Source organism: Streptomyces sp. NPDC043812 (assembly GCF_056436245.1).
The window spans coordinates 13140-28225 of record NZ_JBWKCY010000044.1; the positions used below are offsets into that span (position 1 = coordinate 13140).

Genomic DNA, 15086 nt, shown 5'->3' on the forward strand with positions numbered 1-15086 from the left:
AGTACGCGATGCCGGGGCTGCTGTTCCACTTCGGGGCCACGATGACCTGCGCCCATCCGCCCGGGCTGGCGAACATCCCGACGCCCGTCCAACAGCGGGTGCTGGTCATGGCGCAACCGGTCGCCACCACCGCGGACACCTTCCTGGTCACCGGCTGCGCGCTGACCGGGACCGGCCCCCCGCCCTGCACGGCGATCAAGTGGCTGGGCGTGGCTGGCCGGGTGTTCGTGAACGGGCTGCCGGCCCTGCTGCAGCCCACCCCGCCGCCGTCCCCCGGCGCCGGGCTCAGCACGAACGTGCCACCTGTGCCGCCCATCGTGCAGGCCGCCCAGATCCGGGTGTGGGGGATGTGAGCGCCGTGAACATCGACTTCCCCTACCGCATCGACGCGCGCGGCCGGACCGCGGCCACCGGACACCCCGAGCACGTGCGGAACATGGTGGAACAGGTGCTGTTCACCACGCCGGGCGAACGGGTGCACTGGCCCGACTTCGGCTGCGGACTGCTCGACCTGGTCTTCGGGCCGGCCGGCCGGGAGGTGGCCGCCACCGTCGAGATGACAGCCCAGGCCGCCCTGCAGCGCTGGCTCGGCGACCTGCTGGCCGTCGAGACCCTCGAAGTGACCGTGGAGGAGTCCGCGTTGAACGTGTTCGTCGCCTACCGGCTCCTCGCCACCGGCGAGCGGCAGAGCATCCGCATCGACGGAGGGACCGCGCGATGACCGCAGCGGAGCACCGACCGAAACAGGAATCCGCGCACGGGCCCGCGGACGCCACCTCGTACGGCACCTCGTACGGATCCGCGTACGGCCCCTCGTACGCTCCGCAGCCCGCGGGCGGATCCGGGTCGCCGGCGCTGGCCTGCGACAGCGAGCGGCGGCGCGACACCGTCCGCGAACACGGCCTGGCGGGCATCGAGGACGTCTCGGTCGGGGCCGACCGGCGCACGCTGACCGTGATGTTCTTCGGAACGCCGCCCACCGGGCTGAACCGGAACGACTTCAGGGTCGAGGGTGGCCGACGCGTCACCGGCATCCGGGTCGTCGCCGTCGCCCCGCACGACGACCCCGACGGAGACGGCGACCGCTGCTGCCTCCGGCTGACCCTCGACCGATGCGGCGACGCGTCCGTCTACCGACTGCACGCCTCGGTCTCCGGCTTCGACTCCCGCTACAACAGCCGGGAGTTCACCTTCCGGCCCACTCCGGCGGGACTGGACTGCGCACCCGCGGCGGAGCCCTGCCCGACGCCGCCCGGACCGGCACCCGTCATCGACTACCTGGCCAAGGACTTCCCGAGCTTCCGGCGGCTGCTGCTCGAACGGCTCTCCCTGACGATGCCGGGATGGACCGAGCGGCACACCGCCGACCTCGGCATCACCCTCGTCGAGCTGCTCGCGCACGTCGGCGACCGGCTGAGCTACCAGCAGGACGCCGTCGCCACCGAGGCCTACCTGGACACCGCCCGGCTGCGCACCTCCGTCCGCCGCCACGCCCGACTGGTCGACTACCCGATGCACGACGGCTGCGCCGCCCGCACGTTCGTCTGCCTGGAGGCGCGCGACGAGGTCACCCTGCCGGGCGGGGACCTGGCCTTCACCGTGCTCCCGCCCGGCAGGTACGCCGACCCGCCGGGCCCGGTCGGGCCGGTACTGGCGGCGGCGGACGTCGACGCCGGGCAGCGGCCCGTCTTCCAGCCGGTGCACGACCGCGGCATCACCTTGCACCCCGCCCACAACCGGATCTCCCTGTGGACGTGGGAGGACCGCGACTGCTGCCTGCCCGCGGGCACGACCACGGCCACCCTGCGCGACACGGCGACGGACGAGGGGCCCCGGGAACGCGTGCTGCGGCTCGTCCCCGGCGACGTCGTCGTCTTCGAGGAGGTGCTCGGCGCGGGCACCGGGTCCCCGGCCGACGCCCTCCCCTCGCACCGGCAAGCTGTCCGGCTGACCGGGGTCACCCCGACGGTCGACCCGCTCACCGACACCCCCGTCCTCGAGGTCTCCTGGGCCGCCGAGGACGCCCTGGCCTTCCCCTTCTGCGTCAGCGTCCGTGGCCCGGCCGGCAAGAACCTGGAAGTCGGTGTCGTCCGGGGCAACGCCGTGCTCGTCGAGCACGGCCTGTCCAGCACGTGGGCCGGCCGCCCCCCCGAAGTGCTGCCCCCGCCGGTCGGGCGCCGGCCCCACACCCTGCGAGGCAGCCACGTCACCCGGACCGCGCCACACCCCCGGCCCGCCGACATCGCCGCCGCGCAGGCCCGGCGGCTGGAGCGGCTGCCGGATGCGGCCCGGGACCGGCTCTGGGAGCTCGGCAGGCGAAAGGTCCGGCCCGAGGACGCCGACCGCGCCTTCCTGCGGACGCTGTTCGGGCCCCGCGCCCTGGACCGGGTCCGCCTCGACGAGAACCCCGGCGCGGCGCTGGACACCCTGCTCTCCCGCTTCGACGATCTCCTCGAAGGCAAGCTCCGGCGCATCGACGCCCTGGCCCGGCAGGCCCGTTCGGGGTACGTGCTCCAAGAGGCGGACACCGGCTGGGAGCTGGACCACACCTGGGGCGACGGCGCGTGGCGGCTGATCGCCCCCGACAATTACGCCCTGCACGGTCCGGCCCGCGAGGCCCTGCTCCCCGACCCTCGCGAGGCGCTGCCCGCCCTGCGGGTCTGGCCGCAGCAGACCCCCGAGGACGAGCCCGACGGGCGGGACGGGCCGTCGGGCGAGGAACAGACCGGCCGCAAGGCCCAGCAGACCCAGCAGACGCAGACATCGCACGCGGCGCAGACAGCGCAGGCATCACAGACCGCCCGGCCGCACCAGACCACGGCGCCTGACAACCCCCAGCAGGCTCCCCACCCCCACCACACGGACCGCACCCACGAAGCTGAGCACTCCGACCGCCCCGACTTCCCGGATCGGCCCGGGGAGCCCTGGACCCCCCGCCGCGACCTCCTCTCCAGCGGCCCGCGTGACCGCCACCTGGTCGGCGAGAGCGACGACGACGGCATGCTCACCCTCCGGTTCGGCTCGGGCGGCGCCGGAGCCGAACCGCCCCCCGGCAGCACACTGGTGGCCGAGTACCGGATCGGCAACGGCCGGGCCGGCAACGTCGGCGCCGGCACGATCTGTCTTGTCTCCGCTTGCGCGGCCGGCCCGGCGGCAGACCTGTCTGCCGTCATTCTGGTGCGCAACCCGCTGCCCGCCACCGGCGGCACTGATCCCGAACCGGTCGCCGCGGTACGGCTCGCCGCCCCCCGCGAACCCTTCCGCCGCCTGCGTCGCGCCGTCACCGCCGCGGACTACGCCGCGCTCGCGGGCCTGCGCCCCGGGGTGCAGCGGGCCGCCGCCGCCCTGCGCTGGACCGGCAGCTGGTACGAGGCGGACATCGCGGTGGACGCCCTGGGCAGCGCCGACGTACCGCACCGGCTGCTGGCGGAAGTCCGGCACGAACTGCACCGCTACCGTCGCATCGGCCACGACGTGGTCACCGGCCCGGCCGTGCACGTCCCCCTCGAAGTCGCCCTCGCCGTCACGGCCCAGCCCGGCCACATCGCCGGACACGTACGGCGGGACGTACAGCGCGAACTGCGGCCGGGCCCCCTGCCGGGCGGCCGGCGGGGCTTGTTCGATCCCGACGAGCTGACCTTCGGAACCCCGGTGCGGGTGAGCCGGCTGGTCGCCGCCGCCGCGGCCGTCCCCGGCGTCCGGCACGTCGAGGTGACCTGCCTGCGCCGGCTGCACGGCCCGTCCGGCCCCGCCCCGACCACGCCGACCCCCGACCCGACCGCCCCCGCCACCGTCGAAGCCGTACCGCCCTCCGGAGTCCTGCGGCTGCGGCCGCTCGAGATCGCCCGGCTCGACGACGACCCGGCGCGCCCCGAGAACGGGCGGCTGACCGTCACTGTGCAAGGAGGACGATGAGCGGCTCGCCCCGCCCCTGCGGCTGCTGCGCCGGCACCCGGTCCGCCACTCCGCTCGCGGTCTGGAACCGCCCCGGCCTGCCCGCCCTGGACCGCCGCATCGGCACCCACCGGCAGTTCCTGGACTCCATGCTGGCCCGGCTCTCGGCCGCCGACCGCCCCGAACTGGCCCCGCTGACCACCCGCGAGCCGGACGACCCCTCGATCGCCCTGCTCGACGGCTGGGCCGTCATCGCCGACGTCCTGACCTTCTACCAGGAGCGCATCGCCAACGAGGGCTACCTGCGCACCGCCACCGAACAGGACTCGCTGACCCGGCTCGGCCGGCTTGTCGGACACCGCCCCCGGCCGGCGCTGGCGTCCGCCGCCCACCTTGCGTACACCCTCGACCCGGGCACGAGCACGACCATCCCGGCGGGCTCACAGGTCAAGAGCGCCCCGCTGCCGGGCGGGCTGCCGCAGACCTTCGAGACCTCCGAGGACCTCGTCGCGCGCGCCGAGTGGAACGAGCTGCCGGTCCGCCGCACGGCCCCGCCCGTCTTCACCCCGGAACGCGTCCGAACCCTCCAGGAACTCGAACTGACCGGTATCCACCCCTCGATCCGGCCGGGTGACCGCCTGCTCTTCCGCTTTTCGGCCCCCGAGGACGCCAGGGTGTACACGGTCTGGGAGGTCCGCGCCGACCCCGCCCGCGGCCGCACCGTCGTGTACTTCGTCTCACCCAACGGGGAACAACAGTACGCCGCGGCACTGGCCCGGCTGAGCAGCGGGGTACGCACCGCCGTGCTCCAGACCCCGCCGGGCGAGATCGCCGCAGACATCAGGGACCGGGTGCTGGTGCCGCTCCAGGAGACCGGCATGCAGCCGCAGATCGCCGGCTACGTCGAGGAGATCGCCGACCCGCTCCGGCGCCTCGGCGAGCACTTGGCCGTCGCCCACGCCACCGGGGACACCGTTGTCGAGGCCTGGCTCTTCACGGTCGTCCAGCGCGGCCGGGCAGTGGCCGCCGCGGCCGCCACCGTCACCGGCGTGCCGCTGCTCGCCGACCCGGGCATGGCCGTCACCACACCCCGGGAGCGGTCCGCCGCGGCGGCCAAGGACACCCCGGCGCTCACCGGCCTCGCCCCCGCCCTGGACGCACTGGCCGGCCCGGGATCCAGCCCGCCCACCGGGTCCCGGCTGCGGCCGCCCGTCGTCGAGGACCTGTTCGCCGCCAACTCCGACGCCCTGCCCCGGCTGCTCGCCGCCGCCCGCCCCCGGCTCGCGGGGGAGCTCTACCGCGCCCTGAACACCGTCTCCGTCGCGGCACCCGAGTCCTTCGTCGAGGTGCAGTGGCTGCGCGTTCGGGCCGCCCCCGCCGGCGCCGTGTTCCGCGAAGGGGGGCGCAGGGGGGCGCGCTTGATCGATGTGGACAACCCGGACCGCAACAACGGGCTCGCCCCCGAAGGCCGCCAGCTCACCCTCGACGCCGTCTACGACACGATCGTCGCGCACAGCTGGATCGTCGTGGAACGCGGCGGCAAGGACCCGCTCGTCCGCCAGGTCCAGGAGGTCCGCCAGCCCGCCGCTCTGGGCCGGAACCTGGCCGTCAAGTCGACCCAGCTGCGCCTGGAGACGCCGCTGCCGCCGAAGTACTTCAGCGACGACGGGCGGCGCCAGACCACGGTCTGGGCGGCCGGCGAAGCCCTCCCGGTGGCCGACGCCCCGCTCCGGGACGACGTCGCCGGCCGGGAGATCGCCCTGGACGCCGCCTACGAGGGGCTGCGCCCCGGACAGTGGCTGGTGGTCTCCGGCGAGCGCACCGACGTGCCCTTCGTCACCGGCGTACGCGGCACCGAACTGGTCATGCTGGGCGGCGTACGCCAGACCCACGCCCGGCGCCCCGGCGAACAGGCCCGCACCACGCTCCTCCTGACGGCCCGGCTCGCCTACCGCTACCGGCGCGACACCGTCGTCGTACACGGCAACGTCACCCCCGCCACCGTGGGCGAGACCCGCACCGAGATCCTCGGCAGCGGCGACGCCGGCCGGGCCGGGCAGACCTTCCCGCTGCGCCAGGGCCCGCTCACTTGCCTGCCCGCCGCCACGCCCGACGGCGCGGCCGACACCCTGACCGTCCGGGTCGCCGACCTGCGGTGGCAGCGGGCCGACGACCTCACCGAACTGGGCCCGGCCGACACCGGCTACCGGCTGCGGACCGGCGCCGACGGAGCCGCCGCCGTGGAGTTCGGCGACGGCCGGCACGGCAGCCGGCTGCCCACCGGCACGGAGAACGTCGCCGCCCGCTACCGGATCGGCTCCGGCAGCGCGGGCAACGTGCCCGCCGGACAGGTCAACCAGGTGGTCAGCAGGCCCCCGGGCGTCAGCGCCGTCAGCAACCCGCTGCCCGCGACCGGCGGCACCGACCCGGACGGCGTCGACGACACCCGCAGCCGTGTCCCGCTGCGCCTGCGGGCCCTGGACCGGCTGGTCTCGCTGCGCGACTACGAGGACTTCGCCCGCGCCTTCGCCGGTATCGGCAAGGTGAGCGCGCGGCACGTCACCGACGGCCGCCGCCGGATCGTGCTGGTCACCGTCGCCGCCGTCGACGACGCCCCGCTGGCCGCGGGCTCGCCCCTGGTCAACGCCCTGGAGAGCGCGCTCGCCGAGTATGGCGACCCCCACTTGCCGGTACGCGTCGTCGTACGCGAGCGGGTCCTGCTCCTGATGGCGGCCGGAGTCCGGGTCCAGCCCGACCGCACCTGGGAGTCGGTCGCCCCCGCCGTCCGCAGTGCCCTGTTCGACGCCCTCGGGTTCGCGGGCACCGAACTCGCCGCCCCCGCCCACCTCAGCACGGCCTACCGCGCCGCCCAGTCCGTGCCCGGCGTCGACCATGTGGACGTCGACCTGTTCACCGGCGTCCCCGAGGACATCGGCACCGCCGCCCTGGCCCGGCTCGCCGACACCCTCACCACGGCCCGCCCCTGCGTGCCGGCGCGGCCGGCCGGGAACCGGGCCACCCGCCACGAGACGGCCGACCGGGACACCCTCACCTCCGTGGCCCGCCAGTACGGGCTCACGGTCGACCGGCTCCTGCGGTTCAACCCCGGCATCGACCAGAGCACGCTCCGGGCCAGGCTGAAGGACTCCCTCCCGAGCCTGGTCGTACGGCGCGGGCTGCGGCCCGCGCAGCTCGCCGTGCTCGACCCCGCGACCCCCGAGACCCTCGTCCTGCGGAGGATCCCATGACCCCCGACGAGCTGTACGGCTTGCTGCCCGCGGTCCACCAGCGGCGCGACGAGGAGACCGGTGGGCGGCTGAAGGCGCTCCTCGCCGTCATCGCCGAACAGGCCGACCTGGTCGAGGCCGACATCGAACGGCTCTACGCCGACTCGTTCATCGAGACCTGCGGCGACTGGGCCGTCCCTTACCTCGGCGACCTCGTCGGCCACCGCATGCTGCCCAGGGCGGCCGCCGCGCTCGACACGGGCACGGCCGAGGCACAGCGCTGGCTGGCGGCAGCCGCCCCCCGCCGGGAGGTGGCCGACACCGTCGCCAACCGGCGCCGCAAGGGCACGCTCGCCCTCCTGGAGGACCTCGCAGCCGATGTGGCCGGCTGGCCGGCCCGCGCCGTGGAGTACCGCCGACTGCTCGCCGTCACCCAGCCGGTCCGCCGGTACCCGGCCGACGACCGCGGGGCCCGCCGCCGGTTGCGCCACGGCCGACTGCTGGACCTGCGCCGGGTGGACGCCCTCGACCGGCTCGCCGGGCCCTTCGACGAGCTGGCGCGCACCGCGGAGGCAGCCCGCCCCGGATCAGCGCGCCGGGCCGGCCGGTACGGCATCCCCGGCGTGGGCCTGCACGTGTGGCGGCTGCTCGCCCACGCGGTCACCCGCGCCCCGGCCTACTGCGACGACCGCGCGCCCTACCGGTTCACCTTCAGCATCCTCGGCAACGACACCCCGCTGTTCACCAAGCCGGTGACCGAGCCGTCCCCCTGCCACACCGCGGACGAGATGAACGTCCCGGCGCCGATCAGACGGCGCGCCCTGAGCGAACGACTCGCCGACTACTACGGACCGGGCAAGAGCCTGTGCGTGTGGCCCGGCCCCGAGGAACCCCCGGTGCCGCTCGACCGGATCGTGGCCGCGGACCTGTCGGGGTGGACCTACCGGCCGCGGGCCGGCCAGGTCGCCGTCGACCCGGTCCTCGGCCGGATCGCCTTCCCGGCCCGCGAGGCACCGGAGGCCGGCGTCCTGGTCACCTACCACCACGGCGCCACCGCCGACCTGGGCGGCGGCGAGTACCCGCGCCCCGGCGCGGCGGACACCGACGCGGCCGCCCGCATCTACCGGGTCGGGCCCGGCGAGTACCGGCGCATCACCCAGGCGCTGGAGCACTGGCGCGCCGACCGGCGGCCCGAAGCGGTCGTCGAGATCACCGGGAACGACGCCTACCAGGAGATCCTCGCGATCGAGCTCGACGCGGGAGACCGGCTGACTCTGCGAGCCGCCGACGGAGTGCGGCCGGTGCTGAGGCTGCTCGACTGGTCCGGCAACCGTCCCGACGCCCTGCGGATCACCGGCACGGGTCGGGGCGCGGGGCCGCTGCCGCGAATCGTCCTGGACGGCCTACTGGTCGCCGGGCGCAGCATCCAGGTTCACGGGGCGGTGGGCGAGGTGGTCGTCCGGCACTGCACCCTGGTGCCCGGCTGGGACCTGGACGAGCGCGCCCGCCCGCAGCATCCCGAGGAGCCCGGGCTGGAGCTCGTCAACACCCCGGCGCTCCTGAGGGTCGAGCACTCCGTACTCGGCACCGTCGTCGTCAGGCAGGACGAGACGACAGCCGAACCCAACCACGTCTGCCTCGCCGACTCCGTACTGGACGCCACCGGCCGCGAGGCGGCGGCGCTGACCGGCCCGGAGGGCCGCCCCGCCCACGCGGTGCTCGCCGCGCGCCGCACGACCGTGATCGGGACGGTGCGAGTGCGGTCCGTGGAACTGCTGGAGAACTCCCTGTTCGACGGGGAGGTCCTGGTCTCCCACCGGGGCGAGGGCTGCGTGCGGTTCTGCTGCCTGCCGCCGGACTCCCAGACCCCCGCCCGGTTCCACTGCGAGCCGGAGCAGTCCGGCGACCCGCGACGCGTCGCCCTGCGTTTCACCAGCACCCGGTACGGCACTCCGGGGTACGTTCAACTCGCCGACGGGTGCGCCGAGGAGATCCGTCGGGGCGCGGACGACGGCTCGGAACCGGGTGCCCTGCACGACCTGTTCCAACCGCTGCGGGAGGACAACCTGCGCACCCGCCTCGACGAGTACACGCCCGCCGGCTGCGACAGCGGCCTGTTCTTCGTCACCTGAGCTGCGGCGGCCCCGGGCCGCGCGCGGACGAGCCACTTTTCACGTCAGGGAGCGCACCACGATGCAAGGCGACTTCTCGCGGGTCACGTTCGACCCGGACCGGCACTTCTCCGCGGTCCTGTCCCAACAGGGACGCGTGCAGCTCGACTCCGAGATCAACGAGCAGACCGCGATCATCCAGTACTACCTGCGCACCCTGGTCGCCGACGTCCTCGGCCCGGCGGCCTGCGCGGCCGGCCCGGAGGCGACGGACCTCGGCGGGTTCCGGGTCGCCGTCAACGACGGCGTGCTGACCGTGGCCAAGGGACGCATGTACGTGGACGGCATCCTCTGCGAAAGCAAGCACGACGCGGAGTACTGGAGCCAGCCAGACGGCTATCTCGACCAGGAGCGGGAGAAGGCGGACGGAAAGCTGCACGAGGGCGCGTTCCTGGCCTACCTGCGCGTGTGGGAGCGCCTGGTGACGGCCCATGAGGCGCCCGAGCTGCGGGAGCCGGCCCTCGGCCTCCACGGCCCCGACACCACGGCGCGCACCCGGGTCGTGTGGCAGATCGACTGGGTCCCGCTGAGCCCCGAACACCCCATCCCCATCCCCGCCCCCAAGAACGCGCTGAGCTGGCTGACCGAGGAGCTGACGGCCCGCTTCGGCCCCCGGGCGAAGCTCGCAGCCCGCGCCCGGCTCGCCGAGGGCGACACGGACCCGTGCGACGTGGCGCCCGACTCCGGCTACCGGGGTCCGGAGAACCAGCTGTACCGGGTGGAGGTGCACCGCGGTGGCCTGGTCGGCCGGGCCACGTTCAAATGGTCGCGGGAGAACGCCTCGGTGGTCCTCCCGATCAGGTCGGTCACCGGGCCCACGCTCGAACTGGACACGCTCGGCCGGGACAGCAAGCTCGGGCTGGAGACCGGCGACACCGTCGAGATTGTCGACGACGCCTCCTTCTGCCGGGCCGCCCGGGACGTGGCGGGGAGAGCTCCGAGGCTGTACCGCATCACGGAGGTGGACCACGTCGGTCGGCGGGTGGTCCTGGACGCCGATCCGGCTGCCGACCCCCACCAGCCTGGGCTCGGCACCCTCCCTGAGCGCCACCCGCTGCTGCGCCGCTGGGACCACCGGCCGCCGGAGCCAGTCCTCGGGTCGGCGGGGGGCACCGCGGGCACCGGGAGCGTCGCCACGGCGGTGTCCGGCGAGGGTGCGCTGCTGATCGAGGAGGGGCGGTGGCTGCCGATCGAGGACGGGATCGAGGTGTTCTTCGAGCCGGTCCCGGAGCCCGCCCCGCCTGCCGTCCCCGAACCGTCGAAGCGGTCCTACCGGGCGGGCGACTACTGGCTGATCCCCGCCCGGGTCGTCAACGGGGGCGTCCTGTGGCCGACCGACGCGAACGGCGACCCCCAGCACAGGGAGCCACACGGCATCGACTATCACTACGCACCACTGGCCAACGTCGAGCAGGAGGGGGCCGACGGCGCCCGGATCCCGGAGGACCTGCGCAAGGTGTTCCGCCCGCTGGCCCAGCCGCTTCCGCCGGCGTGACGGGGTGAGAGTGCGCTGACCCGCGACGTGTCAGAACGTCGTTGGCTCCCAATAGACAGCGAACTCTGGGCCGTTGTAGGGGGTTGGACAGGTTGGCGAGCACGCCGGACGGTCGCCTGGGGGCGACGGCACGGCGGGCCAGCCTCGGTATCCGGCTGTGGCCCAGGCTTTCGACGGTCCCACGTTCGCGGACTTGGACTTGTACAGATGAATCCTGTCTAGCATCGATGCCTCGGAGAAGTCGGCAGCGCTCATCTCGGGCAGCGCGGGCATGCCCCAAGGGTCCGGGCCGAGGCCGAAAGGCGCGGTCGAACGCACTGGCGGATGAGCGGTCAAATGGTCCGCGCACAGGCGATTCATCACGCCGTAGATCACGTAGTTGACTGATCCCGCGTAGCTGCACGCCTTGTCTACGGTCACTGTGCGTTCGCAGCTTGCACGCCCCACCGTCGTCGCGCACTGTTTGTAACCCCTGATCCAATCTTGGTTGTGCAAGTCATCGATGTCCCAGGCACGGAAGGCGATGAGCAGGGAGAGCAACGCTTCGCAAGCCAGCTCCTTCCGCGGAAGTCCCCATGCCGCGAACTTGGCTTGTGTCTTGGCGACTGCGGCACGGAGTTGCTGTGAGATGTCCGGCCCGCCTACCGGCGTTACCGGCGCGGGGGGAAGCGTTGCGCTGATGGTCGCTCGGGGATCGGCCAGTAGCGGATAGCCGGCGTTGCCGCCTACATGTGCGTACATCTCGATGTACAAGCTTGGGATCCCGGCAAGGCCCTGCTGTGTGGGAGTGGTCAGCGCGTCGACCACCGTCTGGGCACGCTGACAGGACAGCGTCAGGTTGCGGGCCGGGGGTCCATCGGCGCTGGCGTAGCCGTCCACACGCACGGTCGTATTGGCTCCCGACATCCGCCACTTATTGACGAAGTCCGCGACAGACGCCTTGTCCGTGGGTGTGAGCGCTGCCGCGCCCTTGCCGAACCGGTACGAGGCCACCACGTCATTCGGCTCCGACGTTGCCCGTTGGCAACTCGGACCGGGCCCCGCAGGTGACGGCGGTGCCGCAGGCGACGGCGGTGCCGCAGGCGACGGCTTCCCAGCCGTGACTTGGGGCTTCCCCGAGCGCCGCAGCACCGTCCTCGACAACATCGACTGTGCCGCCATCGGCGACGAAGGCTCGGACCTTGAGACACCATGCACCTCGCTCGCACCGGTGGCCCATGCCTCTGCCGTCCGTTCCTCTGCTGCGGACGGCTCCCCGATCGGCAGCGGACAGCCCGGCGTCAGGGCACGGCTCGAAGACTGCTGGGTCACGTGTGCGAGTTCATGGGCCAGCAGATGGCGCCCCTCGTGGGTCTGCGGGGCGTAGCGGCCGGATGCGAAGACGATGTCCCGTCCCACGGTGTAGGCCGATGAGTCGACCGCTCGCGCCGATGCAGCAGCACGCGCGTCCGTGTGCACCCGTACATGCGCGAAACTGTGCCCGAACCAGCCTTCCATGCGCGCCTGAGTCCCCGCGTCCAACCGTTGTCCAGGCGTGTTCAGCACATCGTGGACAACGCGAGGAGCGAACATCTGGCGGTGCGCTCCGCTGGTCGTGGATCGTCGTAGCGTCGTGAACGTTTCCTCGTCGTGACACCCCGATGGCGGACAGACATGTCCTCCGCAGCGTCTCAGGACGGGGATGCTAACGGCTCCTCCGGTCTTAGGCACCTGGACCGGTTCCCGCACGTGCATCACGATGCCTCCTCGCCAGGGAAGGGTGCACTGCGCCGTACCTGTCCAGTGGAGCACGACTCATGCCGTGCGGCACGTATGGCACCGCCGTGGGATGAGCTCCGGGCGCGAGGCGGACGGAATCTCGCCGCCCTGTGCTGGGTGGTGTGGCGGCAGTGGTTGGTTGTCAGACTGGGCTTGCTGCGCCTTCTCGGGACTGACGATCGCGGTCTTCGGGTCGTAAGGCCGCACCCGGATCCTCAGCGCTGACAGGCTGCGGGCGAGGTCGTCGGCCACGCTGAGCAGGCTCACCATGTTGACGTCGCCTCGCTGACGCGGCGGCGGGAGCTCGTCCATGTAGCTGTCGAGCGGATCCAAGGGTTGTGCAGGTCAGTCAACGCAGTTCCTCCCGACTCGGGTACCAACGCTTCCTGATTCTCGATCCGCTCGGGGTGAAGGCGGAGACCGGCCATGTACTGGCCGGCCTGTGTCCCCTCTACTCATTCGCCGATGCTGCGGCCGCCCCGGGACTTCACGCGGCCAGCTGGTGCGCGGGCGGGGCGGTATAGCTGTAGGGGTCGGCGGGGGGTGCCGTCGTGGCACTCGAGGCAGCTCCCGAGGGTCTTGAGGGGTACTGGCGGAGAGCACATATTCCTGACGTGCGCTATTCCCCGGCTCTCGGTCTGTCTGCGGACGACGACATCAACGACTGCAGCATCCTTCATCCTCCAGACCCTGCTCTGGGAAGACGAGTTGCGCGACCCGGGCGACATCGCCCCCTCGGCACCGGCCACCGACCGGGAACTGGGGCTCGCCGAAGTCCTGATGAGGGAACTGACCGGCATCGAGGTGCGCGAGCTCCATGACGAGTACGCGCATGCTCTGGAGCAGCTGGTGCGGCCAAGGCTAGCGGCGGGCACGCCGGCTGCGCTGGAGGAGGCAGCGTCGGCAGTGGATCTGATGGCCGCGCTGGAGGAGAAGCGGTTGCGGATGGAGTGCTCCGACCTGTCGGTCCGGATCGCTGCCCATTCCTACTGGGATTCCGTCGAGGGCGAGAAGCGGGTGTCGGCTCGTATGGAGCTGAAGGCTGTTGCCCGCTCAGGGTCCGTGGCCGCGGCCGATGTTGCTGCCGTTGCCTGATCCGAGCTCGCATGTCTGACCTGCCTCCCGACCTTCCCCGGCTGCGCGTTTTAGAAGTTACGTGGAATCTGCCTGGGTGATCATGTGGCCCGGCTGGCTCCGCTCAAGCACCGCAACCTCAAACGTCTCGGGCCGCTCCAGCTTCCATGCCTCCATCCGGAACGAAAAACGGCGCTACAGGCCAGCCGTCACGGCTGTCGATGCAGCGGTCATCGGTGAGAGTGACCTTCGGTAGGCGAACCGGTCCCGCCGGCGTGGCACTACCGGGCGAGAAGGGCGCTCACGGTCTTGCCGCCGGACTGCCGACGGGCGACGGCGGTGGTGCGGGCGAGGCGGTTGACCATGGGCCAGCCGAAGCCTCCGGTGCCGTCGTTCAGGTCGGGGGTGCGCATGCGCGGTGCCTGCGGGCTGCGGTCATGCACGGCCACCTCGATGCTGTCCGGGTGCGCGGTCAGGTCCAGGGTGCAGGTGCCGCCGCCGTGGCGCAGGGCGTTGGTGACGAGCTCCGAGACGACCAGGACCACGGTGTCGGCGGCCTCGGCTGCGATCGGATGTACGAGACCTTCGAGGAAGTCCCGGGCGTGCTCGCGTGCGCCGGCGACGGATGTCGCGGAGCGGGCGGTTGCGATGTTGACGCTCATCGTGTTCATCAGGTCACCCTGGTTCCTGGATCGTCAATGCCCGGTCCTGTCTGAGCGGTGCTTGTGCCACGGCCTGTGGCCCGTTAACCCGGCGGTGACGGTCTTGCACCTGCTCGCCGTATCTGTTCGAGGTTGATTACCTCACTGTCGAACACGCGGAAATCTATGCTGACCGGAGTAGACATTGGGCGGTGGTGTGGTTATGGTTTCTCTCGTAGCCAGAGAGACAGCAGGGCCCGGCAGAGACGAACTGCCGGGCAGCAGTACCGCAGTTGCAGGACGGTGCGGTGGTGGAGTTTCGAAGCCAGGGTTGTTGCAGGATGGCGACGGTACTGGCGACCGGACCGGGTGGCCCGCAGTGATCAGGGGCCGCCGTGAGTGGTACCGCAGTGAACGCAGTGGCAGTACTCGTAAGTGCAGTTCGCAGTACCCAGCAGTGAAGTCAGAGCAGTACCTCGGTGAAGGCGTCGGCTGCGGGCGCGCGCACCGGGAGGTCGGCAGTGGGGTTCTGAGCCAGAGCAGATGCAGGACGGGCGACCAGGCTGACTGTCGAAGAGTGGCGCTGTCACAGGCCACTGAGCGGTTCGCATCACCAGCAGTACCGCAGTAGAGCAGTACCGCAGTACGCAGTCCCCGTTGGTAAGTGTTGATCAAGAGGAAAGAACGGAGGAGCCGAGCGCCATCAGGATCGCCCGGGCGGAATTGCAGAGCCCGGGTACCGCAGGACATCGATAGTGAGGTGGTCTCCGGTCAAGCAACCGCGATCCCCGCATTCCCCGCCCTCTCCCGGGTGGGCGTGCGGACA

Annotated in this window: 10 protein-coding genes and 1 pseudogene; 7 read left to right on the top strand and 4 right to left on the bottom strand. The window is 72.4% G+C overall.

Annotation, left to right across the window (positions count from 1 at the left end; all coding sequences use genetic code 11):
- Nucleotides 1–8 precede the first annotated feature (8 nt).
- The 6 genes from AC067Z_RS36570 to AC067Z_RS36595 all read left to right on the top strand — a co-directional run bounded on the left by AC067Z_RS36570 (nt 9) and on the right by AC067Z_RS36595 (nt 10787).
- Nucleotides 9–353: a hypothetical protein gene (locus AC067Z_RS36570; RefSeq protein ID WP_478793964.1), complete on the top strand. Its 345-nt coding sequence runs from the start codon at nt 9–11 to the stop codon at nt 351–353.
- Nucleotides 350–721: a GPW/gp25 family protein gene (locus AC067Z_RS36575; protein WP_478793965.1), complete on the top strand. Its 372-nt coding sequence runs from the start codon at nt 350–352 to the stop codon at nt 719–721. The genes AC067Z_RS36570 and AC067Z_RS36575 overlap by 4 nt, the downstream gene beginning before the upstream one ends.
- Entirely contained in the window at nt 718–3915 is a 3198-nt protein-coding gene (locus AC067Z_RS36580) for a putative baseplate assembly protein (RefSeq protein WP_478793966.1), read from the top strand. Before AC067Z_RS36575 ends, AC067Z_RS36580 begins: the two co-directional genes overlap by 4 nt.
- Nucleotides 3912–7142: a putative baseplate assembly protein gene (locus AC067Z_RS36585; RefSeq protein ID WP_478793967.1), complete on the top strand. Its 3231-nt coding sequence runs from the start codon at nt 3912–3914 to the stop codon at nt 7140–7142. The genes AC067Z_RS36580 and AC067Z_RS36585 overlap by 4 nt, the downstream gene beginning before the upstream one ends.
- Nucleotides 7139–9253 carry a hypothetical protein gene (locus AC067Z_RS36590; protein WP_478793968.1) on the top strand — a complete coding sequence of 705 codons (2115 nt, stop codon included), beginning with the start codon at nt 7139–7141 and terminating at the stop codon, nt 9251–9253. The genes AC067Z_RS36585 and AC067Z_RS36590 overlap by 4 nt, the downstream gene beginning before the upstream one ends.
- Nucleotides 9254–9314: 61 nt before the next feature.
- Nucleotides 9315–10787: a DUF6519 domain-containing protein gene (locus AC067Z_RS36595; protein WP_478793969.1), complete on the top strand. Its 1473-nt coding sequence runs from the start codon at nt 9315–9317 to the stop codon at nt 10785–10787.
- A 30-nt stretch (nt 10788–10817) separates the two neighbouring features.
- Here the strand turns inward: AC067Z_RS36595 and AC067Z_RS36600 are convergent, their stop codons facing one another.
- The 3 genes and pseudogenes from AC067Z_RS36600 to AC067Z_RS36610 all read right to left on the bottom strand — a co-directional run bounded on the left by AC067Z_RS36600 (nt 10818) and on the right by AC067Z_RS36610 (nt 12878).
- A complete protein-coding gene (locus tag AC067Z_RS36600) occupies nt 10818–11783 on the bottom strand; it encodes an OmpA family protein (RefSeq protein WP_478793974.1) in 966 nt (321 codons plus the stop codon).
- A 309-nt stretch (nt 11784–12092) separates the two neighbouring features.
- A pseudogene (locus AC067Z_RS36605) lies at nt 12093–12521 on the bottom strand (eCIS core domain-containing protein); the annotation flags it as partial.
- A 60-nt stretch (nt 12522–12581) separates the two neighbouring features.
- On the bottom strand, nt 12582–12878 hold the full coding sequence (locus AC067Z_RS36610; protein ID WP_478793970.1) for a hypothetical protein: 297 nt from the start codon (nt 12876–12878) through the stop codon (nt 12582–12584).
- A 375-nt stretch (nt 12879–13253) separates the two neighbouring features.
- On the opposite strand from AC067Z_RS36610, the gene AC067Z_RS36615 reads away from it, so the two are divergent.
- Nucleotides 13254–13640, top strand: a complete 387-nt coding sequence (locus tag AC067Z_RS36615; protein WP_478793971.1) for a hypothetical protein — start codon at nt 13254–13256, stop codon at nt 13638–13640.
- A gap of 260 nt (nt 13641–13900) precedes the next feature.
- Here AC067Z_RS36615 and AC067Z_RS36620 read toward each other — a convergent pair whose 3' ends face one another.
- Entirely contained in the window at nt 13901–14290 is a 390-nt protein-coding gene (locus tag AC067Z_RS36620) for an ATP-binding protein (RefSeq protein WP_478793972.1), read from the bottom strand.
- Between the last annotated feature and the right edge of the window lie 796 nt (nt 14291–15086).